Genomic DNA, 19,308 nt, shown 5'->3' with positions numbered 1-19,308 from the left:
TGCGCGGGAATACGGCAATGATCAGCAGTGCTGATCAGCTTCAACTGCCGCTGGGTCTCAGCTGCAACCGTGCGGGCTTGCCCACAGAGCCAGAGCCGCCACCAAAGCCGCGCTGGGCCCGGGTAGCCAGCTGCCCTCAACGGCACGGCATTCAGCCCCAGGCGTGAGCACAAACCGCAGCGACCAGGCGTTACGGTCGCCTTCCAAGGCAATCCACACAGGGCCGCGCTCGAGCTCAATGCTGATCGACTCTTCCGGCATCAACTGGCTTGCCAGATCATGGTGCTCTTGCACCAGCTGCACCAGAGCCCGCCCCAGCCCATGGGCTTCCTCTGCAGTGAGCTCAAAGGCCCAGCCCTGGCCACCAATCAAAAAAGAAAAGGGGTGGCGGGCTGAATCCTCCAGCCACCTCCACCCCTCGCCTTCTTGAACAAGCATCGGCCGAATCAGCCGGGCAGCAGATCGGGCTGGTCCTGCTCATCGCTCATTTCGATGATGGCCCGCTGCACGGGTTTAATCATCGAATCGTCGAGCAGACCATCAAAATCATCAAAACGACGCTGCTTAGCCCGAAAAGCAATCTTCACCGTGGTGAGGTAACGGTTGCTGGTGTGGCGAATCAGGCTCTCGGCCCGCTGGGCCAGTTCCTTGTGGTTGACGTCAATACCGCTCTGCATGGGCATCCCTGTAATTGCCTCAACCTAGGTCAACAGCGGCAATTCACCGTTTAGAAGGGTGTAATGCGGGGCACGCTGGCGATTGATCTAGGCAGCAGCACCACGGTGGTGGCCTACCAGGGGCCAGACACCGCGGCCAAGCTGCTGGCCCTGCCGCCTTACAGCAGCAGCGAGCCGGTGGTGGTGCCAACCCTGCTCTGGCTCAGCGATCCAGCCATGCCAAGGCCCCTGATCGGTCGCCAGGTATTGGAGGCCGGCCTGGCCCACAGCGATGGCCCCCAGCTGCACCGGGACTTCAAACGACAAATCGGCGCGCTGCCCTACCCGGCGCCCCAACCACCTCCAGCCTTACCCCTGGGGCCAGAACAGGCCGGTGCCTTGCTGCTGAGGCAGCTCTGGGCCGCCCTGCCGCCAGGGCTCGCGCCCGAGCGGCTGGTGCTGACCGCTCCCATAGACAGCTACCCCCGCTACCGCCAATGGCTGCAGGAGGTGTGCCGGGAGCTAGAGGTGCCTGAGCTGGCCCTGGTGGACGAACCCACCGCCGCAGCCATCGGTGCGGGATTGCCTGCCGGCAGCACGGTGCTGGTGGTGGACCTGGGAGGCGGCACTATCGACCTGTCCCTGGTGGCCCTAGAGGGTGGCGAAGGTCGCCCGGCGCCCATGGCCCAGCTGCTGCGCTTCGCCGGCCGGGATCTGAGTTCAAGTCGCCAGGCCCTGCGCTGTGCCCGGGTGATCGGCAAGGCAGGGGTGGCCCTGGGAGGACGGGATATAGATCGCTGGATCGCAGCCCACCTTTGTCCCGGAGCCCCCCTGGATGGGGCCCTGCTGGAGGCCGCTGAATCGCTCAAATGCCAGCTCAGCAGCGCCGAAGAGGCCCTGGTGTTCTGGAGTCCAGCGGGCCTGCCTCCCCAACCTCTGCGGCTGAGCCGCAGCCGCCTAAACGCCTTGTTGGTGGAGCGGGGCTTGCTGGCCCAACTCGATGATCTGTTGGAGGTCGTGTTGGCGGGAGCCCGACGCGATGGCCTGGCCCCAAACAAGATCACCGCCCTGCTGCCGGTTGGTGGCAGCAGCCGCATGCCCCTGATCCGCCAATGGCTGCAGGAGCGCTGCGGCGGCATTCCCCTGCAGCAAAGCCGGCCGGTGGAGGCCGTAGCCATGGGGGCCCTGGCCCTCACACCGGGGGTGCGGGTGCGCGATGTTTTGCGCCACGGAATTTGCCTGCGCTGCTGGGATCAGCGCTCCAGCCGCCATCACTGGCAACCGCTGTTTGTGGCGGGGCAAACCTGGCCGAGTGAGCGGTCGCTGGAAATCGTGCTGGCCTGCAGCAGCCCCAACCAGCGAAGCCTGGAGCTGGTGCTGGGGGAACCAGACAACGAAAGGCGCAGCGAGGTGGTGTTTGAGGCCGGGCTACCGGTGCTGCGGCCGCGACCAGCGGGACAAGCCCGCGTGATGCCCTGGAGCGAGCAACCCCCGGATCTTGCCCTGGACGTGCCGGGACAGCCTGGCGAGGACTGTCTGCAGTTGTCATTTTCCGTCAACGACCAGGGCCAGCTGGTACTGGAGGTCACGGACCTACGCAGCGGTCGCCGCAGTGCCCCCCAATTACTGGGCCCGGTGCGCTGAAAATCAGCGGTAAACCCAAGTGGACGCCGCAAGCGCTGCCCTCAGCTGACGGCATCTCGGCCGCAGCGTCCATAAAACTAAGTTTCATATTTCTGTATTTGCCTTGGCCCTACGCCGCCACAGGCTGCCCCGTTTCTGGCTGGGTCTCACCCTGGGTCTTGTGGCCTGCGGCATTGGGGCGACCTACTGGTGGGAGCAGCAGCTGCCGCAACGGTTGGAGCAGGCGGCAAGGAGCGGTGACCTAGAAGCCTGCCTGCGCTACAGCGAACAGCTCGAAGCCCTGCGCTGGCTGGGGGGGCAGGCCCCTGCCGAACAGGGCAGCTGCCGGCGCCGCAAAGCGGCCCAGCTCTGGCAGCAGGAGCGCTGGGGCGAGGCTCTGCAGTTGCAATTGCAACTGGTGAACTCCCTTGCCGGCAGCGGAGCAGACCGCGAAAGGCTGCTGGTGTGGCAGCAAAGCCTGCAGCAGCGCGCCATAACCCGCTTCCAAGAGGGCGACCTACCTGGAGCCCTGAAGATCCTGGCTGTGATGGGCGATGACCACCGGGCAAATGGCGACAGCCTGGGCGACAAACTCAGTGAAAACTGGACTCGCAACCGGCTGCAGCTGGAGCGGGCCAAGGGCCTCACAGAGCAAAAGCGCTGGTGGGAGGCCCTCGAGGCCCTCACCCGCATCGACCATCCCTGGTGGAAAACCCAGAGCCGCGGCCTACAAGCCAAGGTTCAGAAGGGCATCGAAGGCTTGTCAGTGCAGGAGCGCGAACACGACGCCCATGGCCAGCTGCCCCACACCGTGCCCTCCACCCAACTCGATGCCCAGGTGCGCCAACGGATCTCCCAGGGTATGGACGAGTGGTCCGCGTTCCAGGAGGCCTGTCGCGCCCTAGGTGGACAGGTGGTTGAGGCCGGGCCGGAGACGGCTTGTCAGCGCCGATCCAGCAAGCGGTGATTGGCGCGTGACAAGATTGGCCGCGCGATGAAGCTCTGGAGCCATGCAGCCAGGTGATCAGGTTCAGGTCTCCCAAAGCGTGGTCGTCTACCACCACCCCCAGCACCGCGGGGTCGCCTTCGATCTCAAAGGGCAACAGGGTGAGGTGGTCACCGTGCTCAACGAGTGGAAGGGCCGGGTGATTAGCCCAACCTTGCCGGTGGTGGTTGCCTTCGGCAAATTTCGGGCCCATTTCCGCTCAGATGAGCTGACTCCCGCCTGATCGCTTGCCTGACTCTCGCTAGAGCTCTGGCCTCAGCAGGAACACCCCCTCCTCGCCATCGATCTGCTGCAGGCAGAGCTGGATTGATTCTTGGCGACTGGTGGGCACCACACGCCCACAGAAATCGGGCTGGATCGGCAACTCCCGGTGACCGCGATCCACCATGGCAAGCAAGCTGACCCGCTTGGGCCGACCCCAGGCTTGCAAGGCTTCTAGGGCCGCCCGCACAGTGCGTCCCGTAAAGATCACGTCATCAACCAACACCACCTGGCGCCCATCCAGCGCCACAGGCAACTCGGTGGGCTGGCCCAGACGGGTGCCGACTCGCTCCAGGTCATCTCGATGGAAGGTGGGATCGACACTGCCTTGGTCGATCGGATGGCCGGCTAAAACTGCCAAGCGGGAGGCCAATACCTCAGCCAACGCCACTCCACGGGTGGGTATGCCGAGAAGCACTAAGGAGCGGCTGTCGACGACCCCTTCCATCACCTGGGATGCAAGCCGGTCAAGGGTGCGGCCCAAATCCAGGGCCGAGAGCAGTTCGAGCCGATGCATTAGGGAATCCGGCAAGTCGGCTAGGGCTGGTTGGCTGTGTGACCAAAGGCTGACCCCGAGCGGAGCAGCTGGGATCGCAGCACATTTGCACTGTAAGTTGGTTTTCGGAAGGCGTTGGTTCAACGTCGCTAGGCGAGACGGGTGACGACTATTCCCTCCCAGCAGCAATCCACCCTGGCGCCAGGGCCAGCGTCGGCCTCCCGGGCTTCATCCTCTGTGGCCCCGGTTGTACTCGCCATCCTGGATGGCTGGGGCTACAGCCATGAAGCCGATCACAACGCCATTCGTGCTGCTAGCACCCCGGTCATGGATGCCCTCTGGCACGCCTATCCCCACACATTGATAGAGGCCAGCGGCGCCGCAGTCGGGCTGCCGGATCATCAGATGGGCAACTCCGAGGTAGGCCATCTCACCATCGGCTCCGGTCGAATCATTCGCCAGGAGCTGGTGAGGATCAGCCAAGCCGTCAAGGACGGCAGCCTGGCCGCCAACCCTGCCCTCAATGCCTTAGCCGACGGCCTCCTGCTCAAGGGCGGCTGCCTGCACCTGATCGGCCTGTGCTCCGATGGGGGCGTTCACAGTCACATCACCCATTTAGGGGGGTTGTTGCAATGGGCCGCGAGCCGCGGTCTCAAGGATGTCTGCATCCACGTGATCACCGATGGCCGGGACACGGACCCGAGCAGTGCCCCCCGATTCGTCACCCAGGTTCAAGAGCAGATCAGCCGAGCCGGCGTCGGCCGTATCGCCACCCTCTGCGGCCGCTACTGGGCCATGGATCGCGATAACCGCTGGGACCGCACCGAAAAGGCCTATCGACTCTTAACCGAACCAAGCGAGATATCCGAGCTCAGCCCGGTCAACGCCATCCACGCCTCCTACGCCCAAGAGATCGGCGACGAATTCCTCGAACCGTTGCGATTGGCGGAGGGATTGATCAAGAGCGGAGACGCTCTGGTGTGTTTCAACTTCCGGCCCGACCGAGTGCGCCAATTGATCCGCGCCCTGGTTTTGCCGGAATTTGACGACTTCGCCCGGCAGCGCCAAGCCCCCCTGGATGTGGTCACCTTCACCCAATATGAAAAGGGCCTGCCCGTAGCGGTAGCTTTCCCGCCCGAATCTCTCGATGGCCTGCTGGGCCAAGTGGTGTCGAAATCGGGGCTGCGCCAGTTCCGCACAGCTGAAACCGAAAAATATCCTCACGTCACCTATTTCATGAATGGGGGAATTGAGCAAGCCTTCCCTGGTGAAGATCGCCACCTAGTCCCCTCGCCGCGGGTGGCCACCTACGACCTATCCCCGGCAATGTCCGCCGGCGAACTCACTGAAAGCTGTATTGCCGCAATCAAAAAGGGAATTTACTCGTTGGTTGTAATCAATTACGCCAATCCAGACATGGTGGGGCACACCGGCAAAATGGATGCCACCACTGAAGCAATCACCACTGTCGACACCTGCGTAGGAAAGCTGATGGAGGCCACCAACCGCATGGGGGGCACGCTGCTGATCACCGCAGACCACGGCAATGCTGAAGTGATGGAGGGCCCAGATGGTCGCCCCTGGACGGCTCACACCACAAATCCCGTGCCGGTGATTTTGGTGGAGGGCGAGAAACGCAAGTTGCCCGGCCACGGCACCAACGTGTCACTGCGTGACCATGGCGGCCTAGCCGACATCGCCCCGACCCTGCTCGAGATCTTGCACCTGCCCAAGCCCGCAACTATGAGCGGTGAATCACTGATCCTGGCAACTGGCACCGCAGCCGAAGCCAGTCCCATCCCCCAGTCCCTGGGCGTTTAGCCTGCCCCTATTCAAGGAGGCCCATGATCACTTCCGTTTTGTCGTGGATGTGGATTGGCAGTGGCGTTCTGCTGATCATCAGCGTGCTGCTACACAGCCCCAAGGGCGATGGCATGGGCGGGCTAGCCGCTAGTGGCGGTTCGATGTTCACTAGTGCCCGTAGCGCCGAAGCCACCCTCAACCGCATCAGCTGGACATTGCTGGCAATTTTTCTTGGCCTGGCCGTTGTGCTCAGCGCCGGCTGGCTCGGTTAGGTCTGTGACCCCAATGCCGCGACGCAATCTGCTGGTAGCCCTGGGATCAAGCCTGGGCGCCTTTTTCACTGGCGTCTCCCGAGCCGAAGCAGCTTCCAAGGCCCAAGATCCAGCCTGGCAACTCAGCGAAGCCAGCTGGAAGCAACGTCTCAACCCAGCCGCCTACAACGTGCTGCGCCAGGAGGGCACCGAACGGCCCTTCTCCAGCCCCTTAAACAGCGAAAAACGCCCAGGCACTTTCGTTTGTGCTGGCTGCGCCCTGCCCCTGTTTAGCTCCAAGGCCAAATACGAGAGCGGCACCGGCTGGCCCAGCTTCTGGCAACCGCTGCCCAACGGGATCGCCACCAAGGTGGACTTCAAGTTGATCGTGCCTCGCACCGAATACCACTGCAAGCGCTGCGGTGGCCATCAGGGCCACGTGTTTGACGACGGCCCTAAGCCCACTGGCAAGCGCTACTGCAACAACGGCGCAGCCCTCAACTTCAAGCCAGCCAAAGCCTGAACACGCTTAATTAGGTAGCCAATCGGTTCTGCCTATCTAGAGCACAAAAAAGGGAGGGCCGAAGCCCTCCCGATTAATCAGATTTGAGATTAGACAATTCGGCTCGGATCCCCGAAGGGAATCAATAGTCGAAGTCGCCGCCACCCATGCCGCCACCGGCGGGAGCAGCATCTTTCTTATCTGGCATGTCGGCCACGATGCACTCGGTGGTTAGCACCATGCCGGCGATGGAGGCGGCATTTTGCAGGCCGGAGCGGGTCACCTTGGCGGGGTCGACGATACCGGCAGCCAGCATGTCGACGTACTCGCCGGTAGCGGCGTTGTAGCCCTCGTTGAAGGGCTTATTGCGCACGTTCTCAGCCACGACAGCGCCATTGACGCCAGCGTTTTGAGCGATGCGCATCAATGGCGCGGTGAGGGCGGAGGCCACGATGTGGGCGCCGATCAGCTCCTCGCCAGAGAGGTTGGCCGCAGCCCACTCCTCGAGGGCGGGGGCCAGGTGGGCCAAGGTGGTGCCACCACCAGGAACGATGCCTTCTTCAACGGCCGCCTTGGTGGCGTTGATGGCGTCTTCCAGGCGCAGCTTCTTGTCCTTCATCTCGGTCTCGGTGGCGGCACCCACCTTGACCACGGCCACACCGCCGCTCAGCTTGGCCAGACGCTCCTGCAGCTTCTCCTTGTCATAGGAGGAGTCGGTTTCGTCCATCTGCTTACGGATCTGCTCGCAGCGAGCCTTGACGGCCACGTCGTTGCCTTCGGCGACGATGGTGGTGGTGTCCTTGTTGATGGTGATGCGGCGGGCGGTGCCCAGCATCTCCAACTTGGCGTTCTCAAGCTTGAGACCAGCGTCCTCGGTGATCAGCTGACCGTTGGTGAGAACGGCGATGTCCTCGAGCATGGCCTTGCGGCGATCACCGAAACCAGGGGCCTTGACTGCCGCCACGTTGAGCACGCCGCGCAGGCGGTTGACCACGAGGGTGGCGAGGGCTTCCTTCTCGATGTCCTCGGCGATGATCAGCAGGGGCTTGCCGGTACGGGCGATCTGCTCGAGCACGGGCACCAGGTCCTGCACCAGGCCAATCTTCTTGTCGGTGAGCAGGATGTAGGGCTCTTCGAGCACCGCTTCCATCCGCTCGGTGTCGGTGGCGAAGTAGGGCGAGATGTAGCCCTTATCGAAGCGCATGCCTTCGGTTACCTCGAGCTCGGTAACCATTGATTTCCCTTCTTCCAGGGAAATCACGCCTTCCTTGCCGACCTTGTCCATGGCATCGGCGATCATGCGCCCCACCTCTTCGTCGTTGCCGGCGGAGATGGTGCCCACCTGGGCGATGGCGCTGGAGTCGGAGATGGGCTTGGCGTGCTCCTTGATCTTGCCCACCAGGAAGTCGGAGGCCTTGTCGATACCCTTTTTGAGGGTGATCGCATTGGCGCCAGCAGCCACGTTGCGCAGGCCTGCCTTAACCATGGCGTGGGCCAAAACCGTGGCGGTGGTGGTGCCGTCGCCGGCGGCATCGTTGGTTTTGGAGGCGGCCTGACGGATCAGAGCAACACCGGTGTTCTCGATGTGGTCTTCGAGCTCAATTTCCTTAGCGATGGTGACGCCGTCGTTGATGATCTGGGGAGCACCAAACTTTTTCTCGAGCACCACGTTGCGGCCCTTGGGGCCGAGGGTGACAGCAACGGCCTCAGCCAGAATGTCGATACCTCTTTCGAGAGCTCTGCGAGCGTTCTCGTTGTAAATAATGCGCTTAGCCATGGAAGGCGATGTCCTTATGGGGTTAGGTCGGATTCAGTAATCGGCCAGTCGTCAGTTGACGATGGCGAGGATGTCCTTCTCGGAAAGCAGCACAAACTCGTCGCTGCCGAGCTTGATGTCGGTACCGGCGTACTTGCTGTAGAGCACCTTGTCGCCAACGCTGACTTCAGGAGCCTGGCGGCTGCCGTCGTCGTTGCGCTTGCCGGGGCCGATCTGCACCACCTCGCCCACCTGGGGCTTTTCCTTGGCGGTGTCGGGCAGAAGGATGCCGCCGGCGGTCTTCTCCTCCGATTCGGACACCTTGATAAAAATGCGATCTCCAAGGGGCTTAACCGTGGAGACGCTGAGAGAAACAGCAGCCATGGATGGATTGCGAGAGCAATGACATGGCGCCTGAGACGCCACAGAACAGTGAACTGGAGTGGGCCTGAGAGGCGATTTAGCACTCGAGCTCAACGAGTGCCAACCTATGCCGCCCTTCCTATTCCTGCCCAGCCCCTGGCTGTGCGGGTGACCGAACCGCCCGATGCGTACAGGCCTGGGGCAACCAAGTGCGCCTGTCGCAGTGGTAAGGTTGCGCCGCTTCAGGCGGGCTGATTCCCCCTGCGCTTCCCCAAGATTTCCCTACCTATGGCAGCTGCTACCGCCACCGGCACCAAAGGCACCGTCCGGCAGGTGATTGGCCCGGTTTTAGACGTTGAATTCCCGGCCGGCAAGCTGCCCAAGATTTACAACGCGCTTCGGATTGAAGCCAAAAATTCCGCCGGCCAGCTAGTCGCCCTCACGGCTGAGGTTCAGCAGCTGCTGGGCGATCACCGCGTCCGTGCTGTGGCCATGAGCACCACCGACGGCCTGGTGCGTGGAATGGAAGCAGTTGATACGGGCTCACCGATCTGCGTACCAGTGGGCGAGGCCACCCTCGGTCGCATCTTCAACGTGCTCGGCGAGCCGGTGGATGAGCAGGGTCCAGTAACCACCACCGAGACCGCTTCGATCCACCGCGCCGCCCCCCTCCTCACTGAGCTGGAGACCAAGCCCAAGGTGTTTGAGACCGGCATCAAGGTGATCGACCTGCTGGCGCCCTACCGCCAAGGCGGCAAGGTTGGCCTGTTCGGCGGTGCCGGCGTTGGCAAGACCGTGCTGATCCAAGAGCTGATCAACAACATCGCCAAGGAGCACGGCGGCGTTTCCGTGTTCGCCGGCGTTGGCGAGCGCACCCGCGAAGGCAACGACCTCTACGAAGAATTCAAGGAATCGGGTGTGATCAACCCCGACGACCTTTCCAAGTCGAAGGTGGCGCTTTGCTACGGCCAAATGAACGAGCCTCCCGGTGCCCGCATGCGCGTGGGCCTCTCGGCTCTCACCATGGCTGAGCACTTCCGCGACACCAACAAGCAAGACGTCTTGCTGTTCGTGGACAACATCTTCCGCTTCGTGCAGGCCGGCTCAGAAGTATCGGCCCTGCTCGGCCGCATGCCTTCAGCTGTTGGCTACCAGCCCACCCTCGGCACCGACGTGGGCATGTTGCAAGAGCGCATCACCTCCACCCTGGAAGGCTCGATCACTTCTATCCAGGCCGTCTACGTACCTGCAGACGACCTCACCGACCCGGCACCTGCCACCACCTTTGCCCACCTGGACGCCACCACCGTGCTGAGCCGGGGTCTGGCATCCAAAGGCATCTACCCGGCCGTGGATCCCCTGGATTCCACCAGCACCATGCTTCAGCCAGCTGTGGTAGGTGATGAGCACTACCGCACTGCACGCTCCGTGCAAAGCACCCTGCAGCGCTACAAAGAGCTCCAAGACATCATTGCGATTCTTGGTCTGGACGAACTCTCCGAGGACGACCGCCGCACGGTTGACCGGGCCCGCAAGATCGAGAAGTTTCTCTCCCAGCCATTCTTCGTGGCCGAGATCTTCACCGGTCAAAAGGGTGAGTACGTCAAGCTAGACGACACGATCAAGGGCTTCAACATGATTCTGGCCGGCGAGCTTGACGACCTACCTGAAGCTGCCTTCTACCTAGTGGGCAACATCGACCAGGTGAGGGCCAAGGCCGCCAAGATTCTTGCCGAAGCCAAGGGTTGATTCCTGCTTTTCCCTGAGGACCCCTACCCATGAGTCTCACCCTCCGCGTTCTGGCCCCTGATCAGAGCGTTTTTGATGGAACCGCCGAAGAGGTGATCCTGCCAAGTACCACTGGGCAGGTAGGTATCCTGCCTGGCCACGTCACCATGCTGGCAGCCCTGGATACGGGCGTAATGCGTCTGCGCTCCGGCGGCGCTTGGTCAACGATCGCCCTGATGGGTGGTTTTGCCGAAGTGGAGGCCGACGAGGTCACCGTTTTGGTGAATGCCGCTGAGCTGGGTAGCTCAATTAATGCCGCATCCGCCGAGGCTGCCTTTGAGGCTGCCCAAACGGCAGCAGCTGCGTTTGAGGGCAAGCCAGCCAGCCCAGACAAGGTGAAAGCCCAGCAAGCACTGGCTTCGTCTCGCGCCCGCTTCCAAGCCAGCAAGGCAAGCTAACTTTTTAAAACCTAGGTTTTCAACCAGCCTAGGTTTTTAAACAGCCTAGTTTTTAAATAATTTCATTCCGGATGCCACCCGAGGCCAAGGGTTGGCATCCGGATTTTTCATGATCTTGCTATTAATGAGCAAAATGATTCATAAAAAAGCACTCCTCGCGGAGTGCCAATAAATATATTTTTAACTACTGCAAATAACTCAAACTTAATAAACCACCGCCGATCAGGCGGTACCGCAGAAAGTGACATCGGGGAATTTAAGCTTGGCATCGTCCAAGCTCTTGCCTTTGCCCTCTTCCTGCCAGTAGTTGATCACCTCGGTGGCCTTGTTGAGCACCTCAACGCGCTCGTTGTCGGTTATCCAGCTCTTGCCTTCGAGCTCAGTCTTGAGGGTTTCCCAGGCATCTTCCCGGGGCCAGAAGAAGTAAGAAGTAAGGGGGCTAGGACCACCGCCAACAATCTGATCCACCGCTAGGGCGACGTTGTCAGGCAGCCACAGGATCTTGAGCAGGAAACGACCTTCGTCAGCCTTGGGGGTATAGCCAGAGGGAACGCCATCCTCATCAATGGTGGCGGTCGCCAAGGCCGCACTGCCGCCACGCATCACCGGACGCCCCTGGGTGGTGGTGTCTTCGGCAGCCGCGGCCACTTCGGCCACATCGGTTACTGCTGCGTCAGGAGCGCTCTCGATGGCTGTCATGGGGTTAGTGCTCAAGGCAACAGAGCAAAGAACTAACCTACCAGCCGCTTGGCCGCCCTCGGCCCCTGCCTGCGGCTATGGCCCTGCGCCTGTTCCTCGATTCGGCCGATCCCAAAGCCTGGCAGCAGTGGCTGCCCAGCGGCCTATTTCACGGGGTAACGACCAACCCCACTCTGCTGCGCCGGGCCGCCCAGCCCTGCAGCCTCGACAGCCTGGCAGCCCTTAGCCACACGGCCCTAGCCCTTGGCATCGCCGAACTCCACCTGCAGGCATGGGGCGCCACCACGGCAGACATGCTGCGCTGCGGCCAGGCACTGGCGGCCCTGGCACCCGGCCACATCGCCGTGAAGCTACCGGTGACCCAGCAGGGAGCAGCGGTTGCCCGGGAGCTGATTGGCGCCGGCGTTGCCGTCACCTTCACCGCCTGCTACGAGCCCCACCAGGTGCTGATCGCCGCGGCCCTGGGAGTCCAATACATCGCCCCCTACCTGGGCCGCATCCAGGATCAGGGGCGCGATGGGGTAGCCGAAGTGGTCACCATGCAGAGATGTATTGAGGGGCTCGGCTCCAGCGTGCGGCTGCTGGTGGCCAGCTTGCGCCAGCCCAGCGAACTCAACCGCCTGGCCGCTGAAGGGCTGAACACCTTCACGATCAGCCCGGCACTGGCAGCAGAACTGTTCGGCAGTGAGGCCACCGCTGCAGCCAGCGTCCAGTTTGAAAGCGATGCCCGTTCCTAAAAGCCAATCTTGATGCCCCTTTCTGCCTCTCCGCCCCGGGCCGTCGTGCTGTTCGACATCGATGGCGTGATCCGCGATGTGAGCGCCAGCTACCGCCGGGCAATCGTCGAAACGGTGCACCACTTCCATGGCCAGCGTCCCGAGCCCGCCGCCATAGACGGCCTCAAAAGCGAAGGAAGCTGGAACAACGACTGGCAGGCCTCGATGGAGCTGCTGCGCCGCATTGGCCATACCCCCCTGCCGGCGTTTGAGGAGCTGGTGGCGGTGTTCGAAGGCTTCTATTTCGGCGGCGATCCCGCCGGCGATCCGGGCCAGTGGCGGGGCTTCATCCGCGACGAGCCCCTACTTGTGCAGCAAGCCTTTTTTGGCGCTCTGGAGGCTGCAGGTCTGGCCTACGGCTTCGTGAGTGGCGCTGAGCCCCCCTCCTGCCATTACGTGCTGGAAACCCGCCTGGTGCTCTCCAATCCACCCCTGATCGCCATGGGCGATGCGCCCGACAAGCCCGATCCCACCGGCTTGCTGCAGCTAGCCAGCCGATTAGCTGGCGAGAGCCTGGGGGCTGGCGCAGCGCCGGTGGTTTACCTGGGCGACACGGTGGCCGATGTGCTCACCGTGCAGCGCGCCCGCGGCCAGTGCCCCGCTCAGCGCTTCTTGAGCTTGGCGGTAGCGCCACCCCATCTGCACGGCCAGCCTGAGCAACGGGCTGCCTACGAGGCCAAGCTGCTGCAGGCCGGCGCCGACGCGGTGATTCCCTGCACGGCCAACCTGCTGGAGATGCTGCTGCCGCTGCTGGGCTGATGCCCTGCCCAGCCCTAAGCCTCAGCGCTCCAGCGCCGCCGGAGACTTCAGGGCAGCGGCGGTGAGATTTTCATGGCCGTGGCTGGTCACGGCCACATCGTCTTCGATGCGAATGCCGATGCCCTTCCAGCGCGCTTCGATCTCCGGCTGGCCCTCTGGCACCGGCAGCCGATCGCTCACGTAGAGACCCGGCTCCACGGTGAGCACCATGCCCGGCTCCAGCTCCACGTGGTGCTCACCGAGGCGATAGGCCCCCACATCGTGAACATCAAGGCCCAGCCAGTGGCCGGTGCGGTGCATGTAGAGGTGGCGGTAGGCCCCCTGCTCGATCACCCCATCAAGGGATCCGGCCAGAAGCCCTAGGTCCAGCAGGCCAGCCACCAGCACCCGCAGGGCGGTCTCATGCACCCCTTCAGCGCTGAAGCCCGGGGCCACCGAGGCCACCGCCGCCTCCTGGGCCGCAAGCACCAGCTCGTAGAGGGCGCGCTGCTCACCACTGAAGCGACCGTTGATCGGGAAGCTGCGGGTGATGTCGCCGTTGTAGTAATCGGCTAAGGAGCAACCGGCATCGATCAACAGAAGATCGCCGTCGTTCAGCGGGGCGTTGTTGGCGATGTAGTGCAACACGCAGGCGTTGTCGCCGCCGGCCACGATCGTGCCGTAGGCCGGGCCACGGGCACCCTGCTCGAGGAAGTGCTGCTCAATCACGGCCTGCACCTGCCGCTCATTGAGGCCAGGCCGAACCACTTGACGAGCCAGCTCGTGGGCCTCGGCCGAGATTCGCGCCGCCTCGCGCATACGCTCCAGCTCCTCGGGGCCCTTGCGCAGCCTCAGCTCGTGCAGCAGCGGACAGGGGGCCACCAGGCCCAGGGCGGCCCGGCCGCTGCGGGGGGCTCGGTCGAGCTGGGCGGCCCAAGCCGCCAGCACCAGCGGCTCCACCTTCGGGTGCTTGCCAACGCGAAAGGCGATGCCCTCAGCGCCCCTGAGGTAGTCGGGCAAGCGCTGCTCTAGCTCGCTGCGCGGGTGGGCTAGGTCGGCGCCAAACTCGGCCACGGCGCCTTCCGTACCCCAACGGAAACCATTCCAAACCTCGGCGCTGGCCTCGCGGGGCTGCACAAACAGCACGTAGCGCTCACCCTCGGGCCGATGGGGCAAAAACAGGGCCACCGCCTCGGGTTCATCAAAACCAGTGAGATACCAAAAGTCGCTGTTTTGGCGGAAGGGCCACTCGCAGTCGGCGTGATGGGTCACCAGCGCAGCAGCCGGAATCACGGCAGCAGCTTCCCCGAGCTGGGCGAAGAAGCGCTGACGGCGCTGGGCGAAGGTGGACGGATCGAACATAAAAAAGCGGCCGGCGGGCCCTGCATAAGTCCAGTTTGGAGCAGGCAGCGGGACAGACGCTGGCGGAGCCGATTTAATAGGTAGATGGCGAGCGGCGAAATGGCGGAATGAACGACCTGCTCACCCTGGCGCTGCTTGTGGTGCTGGTGATCGCAGGTTCGGCCCTGTGCTCTGGAGTTGAGGCTGCCCTGCTCACCGTGAACCCGGTGCGGGTGCACGAACTTGCCGCCCGCAGCAAGCCCGTGCGCGGAGCGCAGCGCCTGGAGAAGCTGCGCCAGCGGCTGGGCCGCACCCTGTCGGTGCTGGTGATCGCCAACAACGGCTTCAATATTTTTGGCAGCCTGATGCTGGGCGGCTACGCCGCCATCGTTTTCAAACGGGAGGGCATCGAGGGGATCGCCCTGCCCCTGTTTTCCGTGGGGCTCACCGTGCTGGTGATCCTGCTGGGGGAGATCCTGCCCAAGGCCCTCGGCAGCCGCCTGGCCCTGCCGGTGGCCCTGGCCAGCGCCCCGGCCCTAGCAATCCTGACCAGGCTGATGCTGCCCCTGGTGCTGCTGCTAGAGCGCCTGCTGCCGGCGATCACAGCCGAAAACGAAATCAGCACCGACGAAGAAGAGATTCGCCTACTGGCCCGGCTCGGCTCCCAGAAGGGCCAAATCGAGGCCGATGAAGCGGCCATGATCGCCAAGGTGTTCCAGCTAAACGACCTCACCGCCCGCGATCTGATGACTCCGAGGGTGGCGGCTCCCACCCTCGATGGGGCGACCAGCCTGGAGCAGTTGCGCGAAGACCTGCTGGCGAACAACGCCGAGTGGTGGGTGGTGCTGGGCGAAGAGGTGGATGAGGTGCTAGGCGTGGCCGGCCGGGAGCGGCTCCTGACAGCCCTGCTCCAAGGCGAAGGCAATCGCACTGCCGCTTCCCTAAGTGAGCCGGTCGATTACGTGCCAGAAATGATCCGGGCCGACCGGTTGCTCACGGGCTTCCGCCGCAACAGCAGCGGCGTTCGCGTCGTGGTGGATGAATTCGGCGGCTTCGTGGGCGTGATTGGCGCTGAGGCGGTGCTGGCGGTGCTGGCGGGCTGGTGGCGCCGTCCCCAACCTGCGGGCGAAGGGATGCGGCCATGAGGCCCGAACCACGCGCCGAACCGTGCCCCGATCAGGCGCCCGCCATCCCGGAGCGCTGCCAATCCCTGCTCGACCAGTGGCGCCGCCAGCTCCAGCTCAGCGGCCGCGAGCAAAGCCAGCTAGCCGGCCAGCTGCTGGCCCTGGATCGCCAGCTAGGGCGCCTGCAGCAGCGCAGTCTGCGGGTGGCCGTGTTCGGCCGTGTAGGGGTGGGCAAGTCGAGCCTGCTCAACGCCTTGCTGGGGGAGGCGGCTTTCGCCACCGACGTGGCCCACGGCTGCACGCGCCACCAGCAGGCCCAAGCCTGGGCGCAACCCATGGAGGGGCTCAGCCGGGTGGAGCTGGTGGACACCCCTGGCATCGATGAGATCGCCGCCGCCGCCAGGGCCCGACTGGCGGCCCGAGTAGCCCTCGGCTCAGATCTGGTGCTGCTGGTGCTCGACGGCGACCTCACCAGCATCGAGCACGACGCCCTGGCGCCACTGCTGGCCAGCGGCAAGCCGGTACTGCTGGTGCTCAACCGCTGCGACTGCTGGAGCGAGGCCGAGCAGGCCGAGCTGATCGCCAGCATCAAGCGGCGGCTGCCGGCAGCTGCCCGGCAGCTGGAGCTGATCCCGGTGGCCGCCGCGCCACGCAAACCCCAGCTGCTGGCCGATGGCCGGGTGCGCAGCGTTGTTCAAGCTCCGCAGGTGGAGCCGCTGCGGCAGTCCCTGCTGCAACTGCTGGAGCAACACGGCTGCCTGTTGCTCGCCCTCAATGCCCTGGGCAGCGCGGAGCGCTTTCACCAGTCCCTGCAACGCTGGCGCCTGGGGACCAGCCGCCAGGCCGCCCAAAGCCTGATCGGCCGCTTTGCCGCCCTCAAGGCCACCGGCGTGGCCGCCAACCCCCTGGTGCTGCTGGATCTGGCCGGCGGCCTGGCCTGCGACACCGCCCTTGTGCTGCAGCTCTGCCAGCTCTACGGCCTGCCGATGCATGGCGCCGGCGCCCGCCAGCTGCTGCGGCGGCTCTCCGGCCACAACGCCCTGCTGGGCGGCGCCCAGATCGGCATCCAGCTGGCCCTGGGCGCCCTACGCCAACTGCTGCTGCTGGCAGCACCGCTCACCGGCGGCCTCAGCCTCGCTCCAGCCGCCCCGGTAGCCCTGGCCCAGGCGGCCCTAGCCGTGCACACCACCAGGCTCACCGGCCGGCTGGCCGCCGCCGAACTGCTGCGGAGCGCCCAGCGAGGCGGCCAACCCGGCGCCCTGCTGCGGCGCCTGGCTATCAGCGATCCCCAGGTGCGCCTGTGGCTGGGCGAGCGCAGCGAGCCGGCCCCCAACCTGCAGGCCCTGCTGCCATGAGCAACGGGGTCGTCAAAGCCGCAGAGGGGCCGATCGCCCTGTTTGGCACCAGCGCCGACCCACCGACCCGGGGCCACCAGGCCCTGCTGGAGGGGCTGCTGCAGCTCTATCCCACGGTCGCCACCTGGGCCAGCGACAACCCCCAAAAACACCACGGCGCCCCCCTGGAGCAACGGGCCACCCTGCTTGCCGAGCTGGTGGCAGCCATCGGCGATCCGAGGCTGAGCCACCGGCAGGAGCTCAGCAGCCCCTGGGCGATCACCACCCTGGAGCGGGCAGCGGCCCACTGGCCTGGCAGCGAGCTGGTGTTTGTGGTGGGCAGTGATCTGGCTGCCCAGATCCCCAGCTGGAAGCAAGCCGAAGCCGTGCTCAAGGCCTGCGTGCTGGCAATCGCCCCCCGAGCCGGCTGGCCCCTGCAGCCCAAACAACTGGAGCAGCTCACCCAGCTGGGGGGCCGGGTGGTGATCCTGCCCCTGCAGGTTCCCGCCACCGCCAGCTCGGCGGTGCGCCAAACCCCCGACCCAGCCCAGCTGCCTGCGGCCCTGTTGCCGCTGCTGCTCGAGCAAAATCTCTACGGCCTAGCGGGCGATCCGAGCCTCAGCCAGCCACTCAAAAGTCCCTGATGCGCCTCGCCCTGGCCCAACTAAATCCGCTAGTTGGCGACCTGGCCGGCAACGGCGAGCTGATCCTGGCGGCCAGCCGTCATGCCGCCGCCCAGGGGGCCGATCTGGTGCTCACCCCCGAGCTGTCCCTTTGGGGCTACCCACCACGCGATCTGCTGCTGCGCCCCAGCCTGATCGCGAAGCAAGGCGCCGTGCTCAACCAGCTGGCCGCGTCCCTAGCCCAAGAGCTACCCCAGCTGGCCGTGCTGGTGGGCATGGCCGAACCATCAGGCGCCGCGCCGTTGCCCAACCTGTTCAACGCTGTGGCCTTAGTGGAGGCCGGCAGCTGGCGGGTGGTGGCCCGTAAGCGGCTGCTACCCACCTACGACGTCTTCGACGAGCAGCGCTACTTCTGCGCCGCCAGCGGGCCCAGCGTGCTGGAGCTTGAGCGGGGCGGCCGGAGCTGGCGTCTGGGGCTAACGATCTGCGAAGACCTCTGGGTTGAGGAGGAACTGCAGGGCCACCGCCTGGCTGGTGCCGATCCCGTCGCCGAGCTGCTCTCAAGCCGCATCGACCTGCTGCTCAACCTCTCGGCATCACCGTTTGGCCAGGCCAAAGTGGCCCTGCGTCAGAGCCTGGCCCGCCGCGCCGCCAGCCGGCTCGCTTGCCCGGTGGTCTACGTCAATCAGGTGGGCGGCAACGACGAGCTGGTGTTCGACGGCGCCAGCTTCGTGGTGGATGCCAGAGGTGGGGTCGAGGCAGGCAGTGCAGTGGTGAGCCAGCTGGCCAGTTGCAAGGAGCAGGTGAGCTGCTGGGAAGTCAACAGCTCAGCGCCAGTGTCACCTTTGCCAGTGGCGCCTTTGCCTACTGAAAACGAGCAGTTGTTTCGGGCCCTGGTGCTGGGGGTGGCCGACTACGCCCGCAAATGCGGCTTCAGCAGCGCCCTGCTGGGACTGAGCGGCGGCATCGATTCGGCCCTGGTGGCCGTGATCGCCGCCGCTGCCCTGGGGGGTGAGCGGGTGCAGGCACTGATGATGCCCTCCCCCTGGAGCTCGGCAGGCTCCCTAAACGATGCCCAGGCCCTGGCTGGGCGCCTGGGCCTGGGCAGCCACACCGCTGAGATCGCAGCGCTGATGGCCAGTTTCGACACCACCCTGACACCGGTGCTGGCGGGACCGCCCTGCGGTCTGAGCGCCGAAAACCTGCAGTCGCGCATCCGCGGCACCCTGCTGATGGCTGTGGCTAACCAGCAGGGCCAGCTGCTGCTCTCCACCGGCAACAAAAGCGAGCTGGCCGTGGGCTATTGCACCCTCTACGGCGACATGAACGGCGGCCTGGCCGTGATCGGCGACCTATACAAAACCAGCGTGTTCGAGCTCTGCGCCTGGCTCGATTCGGCCGCCGCCGGCCCCTGCCGTAGTGAGCTGGGGCTGCCAGGCGACGGCGAGCTGGTGGGGCGGGCGATCCGCGATAAACCCCCCAGCGCCGAGCTGCGCCCCGACCAGCTCGATAGCGATTCCCTGCCCGACTACGCCGTGCTCGACCCGATCTTGAAGGCCTACATCGAGGAGTTAGCCAGTCCGGAGCAGCTGATCGCCAGGGGGACCCCAGCGGAGCTGGCCGAACGGGTGATGCAGCTGCTGCGCCGGGCCGAGTTCAAGCGGCGCCAGGCCCCGCCCCTGCTCAAGATCGGCGGCCGGGCCTTCGGCAGCGGCTGGCGCATGCCGATCGCCAGCCTCTAAATCAGCCGCTGAATCGTGCATGGCGCCA

General features: G+C 64.6%; 21 protein-coding genes. 14 read left to right on the top strand and 7 right to left on the bottom strand.

Going from position 1 to position 19,308, the window contains the following annotated elements; genetic code table 11:
• Positions 1-57: 57 nt before the first annotated feature.
• Both U9970_RS01815 and U9970_RS01810 read right to left on the bottom strand, forming a co-directional pair.
• Positions 58-438, bottom strand: coding sequence for a DUF1818 family protein (locus tag U9970_RS01815; RefSeq protein ID WP_322765039.1), 381 nt, complete (start codon positions 436-438; stop codon positions 58-60).
• Between the two features lie 8 nt (positions 439-446).
• Positions 447-677, bottom strand: coding sequence for a DNA-directed RNA polymerase subunit omega (locus U9970_RS01810; RefSeq protein WP_106502311.1), 231 nt, complete (start codon positions 675-677; stop codon positions 447-449).
• A 63-nt stretch (positions 678-740) separates the two neighbouring features.
• Here U9970_RS01810 and U9970_RS01805 point away from each other — a divergent pair, with 63 nt between their 5' ends.
• The 3 genes from U9970_RS01805 to U9970_RS01795 all read left to right on the top strand — a co-directional run bounded on the left by U9970_RS01805 (position 741) and on the right by U9970_RS01795 (position 3,508).
• Positions 741-2,300, top strand: a complete 1,560-nt coding sequence (locus U9970_RS01805; protein WP_322765038.1) for an Hsp70 family protein — start codon at positions 741-743, stop codon at positions 2,298-2,300.
• Positions 2,301-2,403: 103 nt separating this feature from the next.
• Positions 2,404-3,246 carry a hypothetical protein gene (locus U9970_RS01800; RefSeq protein WP_322765037.1) on the top strand — a complete coding sequence of 281 codons (843 nt, stop codon included), beginning with the start codon at positions 2,404-2,406 and terminating at the stop codon, positions 3,244-3,246.
• A 43-nt stretch (positions 3,247-3,289) separates the two neighbouring features.
• Positions 3,290-3,508: a ferredoxin-thioredoxin reductase variable chain gene (locus tag U9970_RS01795; protein WP_254937437.1), complete on the top strand. Its 219-nt coding sequence runs from the start codon at positions 3,290-3,292 to the stop codon at positions 3,506-3,508.
• An 18-nt stretch (positions 3,509-3,526) separates the two neighbouring features.
• On the opposite strand, the gene pyrR is transcribed toward U9970_RS01795, so the two are convergent.
• Positions 3,527-4,063, bottom strand: a complete 537-nt coding sequence (gene pyrR / locus U9970_RS01790) for a bifunctional pyr operon transcriptional regulator/uracil phosphoribosyltransferase PyrR (RefSeq protein WP_322765988.1) — start codon at positions 4,061-4,063, stop codon at positions 3,527-3,529.
• 174 nt (positions 4,064-4,237) lie between these two features.
• Here pyrR and gpmI point away from each other — a divergent pair, with 174 nt between their 5' ends.
• The 3 genes from gpmI to msrB are packed head-to-tail and all read left to right on the top strand — an operon-like array spanning position 4,238 to position 6,619.
• Positions 4,238-5,863 carry a 2,3-bisphosphoglycerate-independent phosphoglycerate mutase gene (gene gpmI / locus U9970_RS01785; protein WP_407653099.1) on the top strand — a complete coding sequence of 542 codons (1,626 nt, stop codon included), beginning with the start codon at positions 4,238-4,240 and terminating at the stop codon, positions 5,861-5,863.
• A gap of 23 nt (positions 5,864-5,886) precedes the next feature.
• Positions 5,887-6,117 (top strand): preprotein translocase subunit SecG, encoded by a 231-nt coding sequence (secG, locus tag U9970_RS01780; RefSeq protein WP_322765036.1) that lies wholly within the window; start codon positions 5,887-5,889, stop codon positions 6,115-6,117.
• Positions 6,118-6,130: 13 nt separating this feature from the next.
• Entirely contained in the window at positions 6,131-6,619 is a 489-nt protein-coding gene (gene msrB / locus U9970_RS01775; RefSeq protein WP_322765035.1) for a peptide-methionine (R)-S-oxide reductase MsrB, read from the top strand.
• 121 nt (positions 6,620-6,740) lie between these two features.
• On the opposite strand, the gene groL is transcribed toward msrB, so the two are convergent.
• Both groL and groES read right to left on the bottom strand, forming a co-directional pair.
• Positions 6,741-8,375: a chaperonin GroEL gene (gene groL, locus U9970_RS01770; protein WP_254959836.1), complete on the bottom strand. Its 1,635-nt coding sequence runs from the start codon at positions 8,373-8,375 to the stop codon at positions 6,741-6,743.
• 51 nt (positions 8,376-8,426) lie between these two features.
• Positions 8,427-8,738 carry a co-chaperone GroES gene (gene groES, locus U9970_RS01765; protein ID WP_094561335.1) on the bottom strand — a complete coding sequence of 104 codons (312 nt, stop codon included), beginning with the start codon at positions 8,736-8,738 and terminating at the stop codon, positions 8,427-8,429.
• Positions 8,739-9,005: 267 nt separating this feature from the next.
• Between groES and atpD the strand changes: the two genes are divergently transcribed.
• Positions 9,006-10,466 carry a F0F1 ATP synthase subunit beta gene (gene atpD / locus U9970_RS01760; RefSeq protein ID WP_322765034.1) on the top strand — a complete coding sequence of 487 codons (1,461 nt, stop codon included), beginning with the start codon at positions 9,006-9,008 and terminating at the stop codon, positions 10,464-10,466.
• A 29-nt stretch (positions 10,467-10,495) separates the two neighbouring features.
• The gene (atpC, locus tag U9970_RS01755) at positions 10,496-10,903 is read left to right on the top strand and encodes an ATP synthase F1 subunit epsilon (RefSeq protein ID WP_322765033.1); all 408 of its coding nucleotides are present in this window, start codon (positions 10,496-10,498) and stop codon (positions 10,901-10,903) included.
• A 222-nt stretch (positions 10,904-11,125) separates the two neighbouring features.
• Here the strand turns inward: atpC and U9970_RS01750 are convergent, their stop codons facing one another.
• On the bottom strand, positions 11,126-11,602 hold the full coding sequence (locus U9970_RS01750) for a 30S ribosomal protein PSRP-3 (protein ID WP_396097129.1): 477 nt from the start codon (positions 11,600-11,602) through the stop codon (positions 11,126-11,128).
• 77 nt (positions 11,603-11,679) lie between these two features.
• On the opposite strand from U9970_RS01750, the gene U9970_RS01745 reads away from it, so the two are divergent.
• Both U9970_RS01745 and U9970_RS01740 read left to right on the top strand, forming a co-directional pair.
• Positions 11,680-12,339 (top strand): transaldolase family protein, encoded by a 660-nt coding sequence (locus U9970_RS01745; protein ID WP_322765031.1) that lies wholly within the window; start codon positions 11,680-11,682, stop codon positions 12,337-12,339.
• Positions 12,340-12,351: 12 nt separating this feature from the next.
• A complete protein-coding gene (locus tag U9970_RS01740) occupies positions 12,352-13,137 on the top strand; it encodes a TIGR01548 family HAD-type hydrolase (RefSeq protein ID WP_322765030.1) in 786 nt (261 codons plus the stop codon).
• Positions 13,138-13,158: 21 nt separating this feature from the next.
• Here U9970_RS01740 and U9970_RS01735 read toward each other — a convergent pair whose 3' ends face one another.
• Positions 13,159-14,478: an aminopeptidase P N-terminal domain-containing protein gene (locus U9970_RS01735; RefSeq protein WP_322765029.1), complete on the bottom strand. Its 1,320-nt coding sequence runs from the start codon at positions 14,476-14,478 to the stop codon at positions 13,159-13,161.
• Positions 14,479-14,585: 107 nt separating this feature from the next.
• On the opposite strand from U9970_RS01735, the gene U9970_RS01730 reads away from it, so the two are divergent.
• Genes U9970_RS01730 through U9970_RS01715 form a run of 4 tightly spaced genes read left to right on the top strand, consistent with a single transcriptional unit; the run spans position 14,586 to position 19,280 of the window.
• On the top strand, positions 14,586-15,602 hold the full coding sequence (locus U9970_RS01730; RefSeq protein WP_322765028.1) for a CNNM domain-containing protein: 1,017 nt from the start codon (positions 14,586-14,588) through the stop codon (positions 15,600-15,602).
• Entirely contained in the window at positions 15,599-16,936 is a 1,338-nt protein-coding gene (locus U9970_RS01725; protein ID WP_322765027.1) for a GTP-binding protein, read from the top strand. Before U9970_RS01730 ends, U9970_RS01725 begins: the two co-directional genes overlap by 4 nt.
• Positions 16,933-17,559 (top strand): nicotinate-nucleotide adenylyltransferase, encoded by a 627-nt coding sequence (locus U9970_RS01720; protein WP_322765026.1) that lies wholly within the window; start codon positions 16,933-16,935, stop codon positions 17,557-17,559. The genes U9970_RS01725 and U9970_RS01720 overlap by 4 nt, the downstream gene beginning before the upstream one ends.
• The gene (locus tag U9970_RS01715; RefSeq protein WP_322765025.1) at positions 17,559-19,280 is read left to right on the top strand and encodes an NAD+ synthase; all 1,722 of its coding nucleotides are present in this window, start codon (positions 17,559-17,561) and stop codon (positions 19,278-19,280) included. The genes U9970_RS01720 and U9970_RS01715 overlap by 1 nt, the downstream gene beginning before the upstream one ends.
• Positions 19,281-19,308 lie beyond the last annotated feature (28 nt).

The organism is Cyanobium usitatum str. Tous (assembly GCF_963920485.1).
Taxonomy (GTDB): domain Bacteria; phylum Cyanobacteriota; class Cyanobacteriia; order PCC-6307; family Cyanobiaceae; genus Cyanobium_A; species Cyanobium_A usitatum_A.
This window is presented reverse-complemented; position numbering and strand designations above follow the sequence as displayed.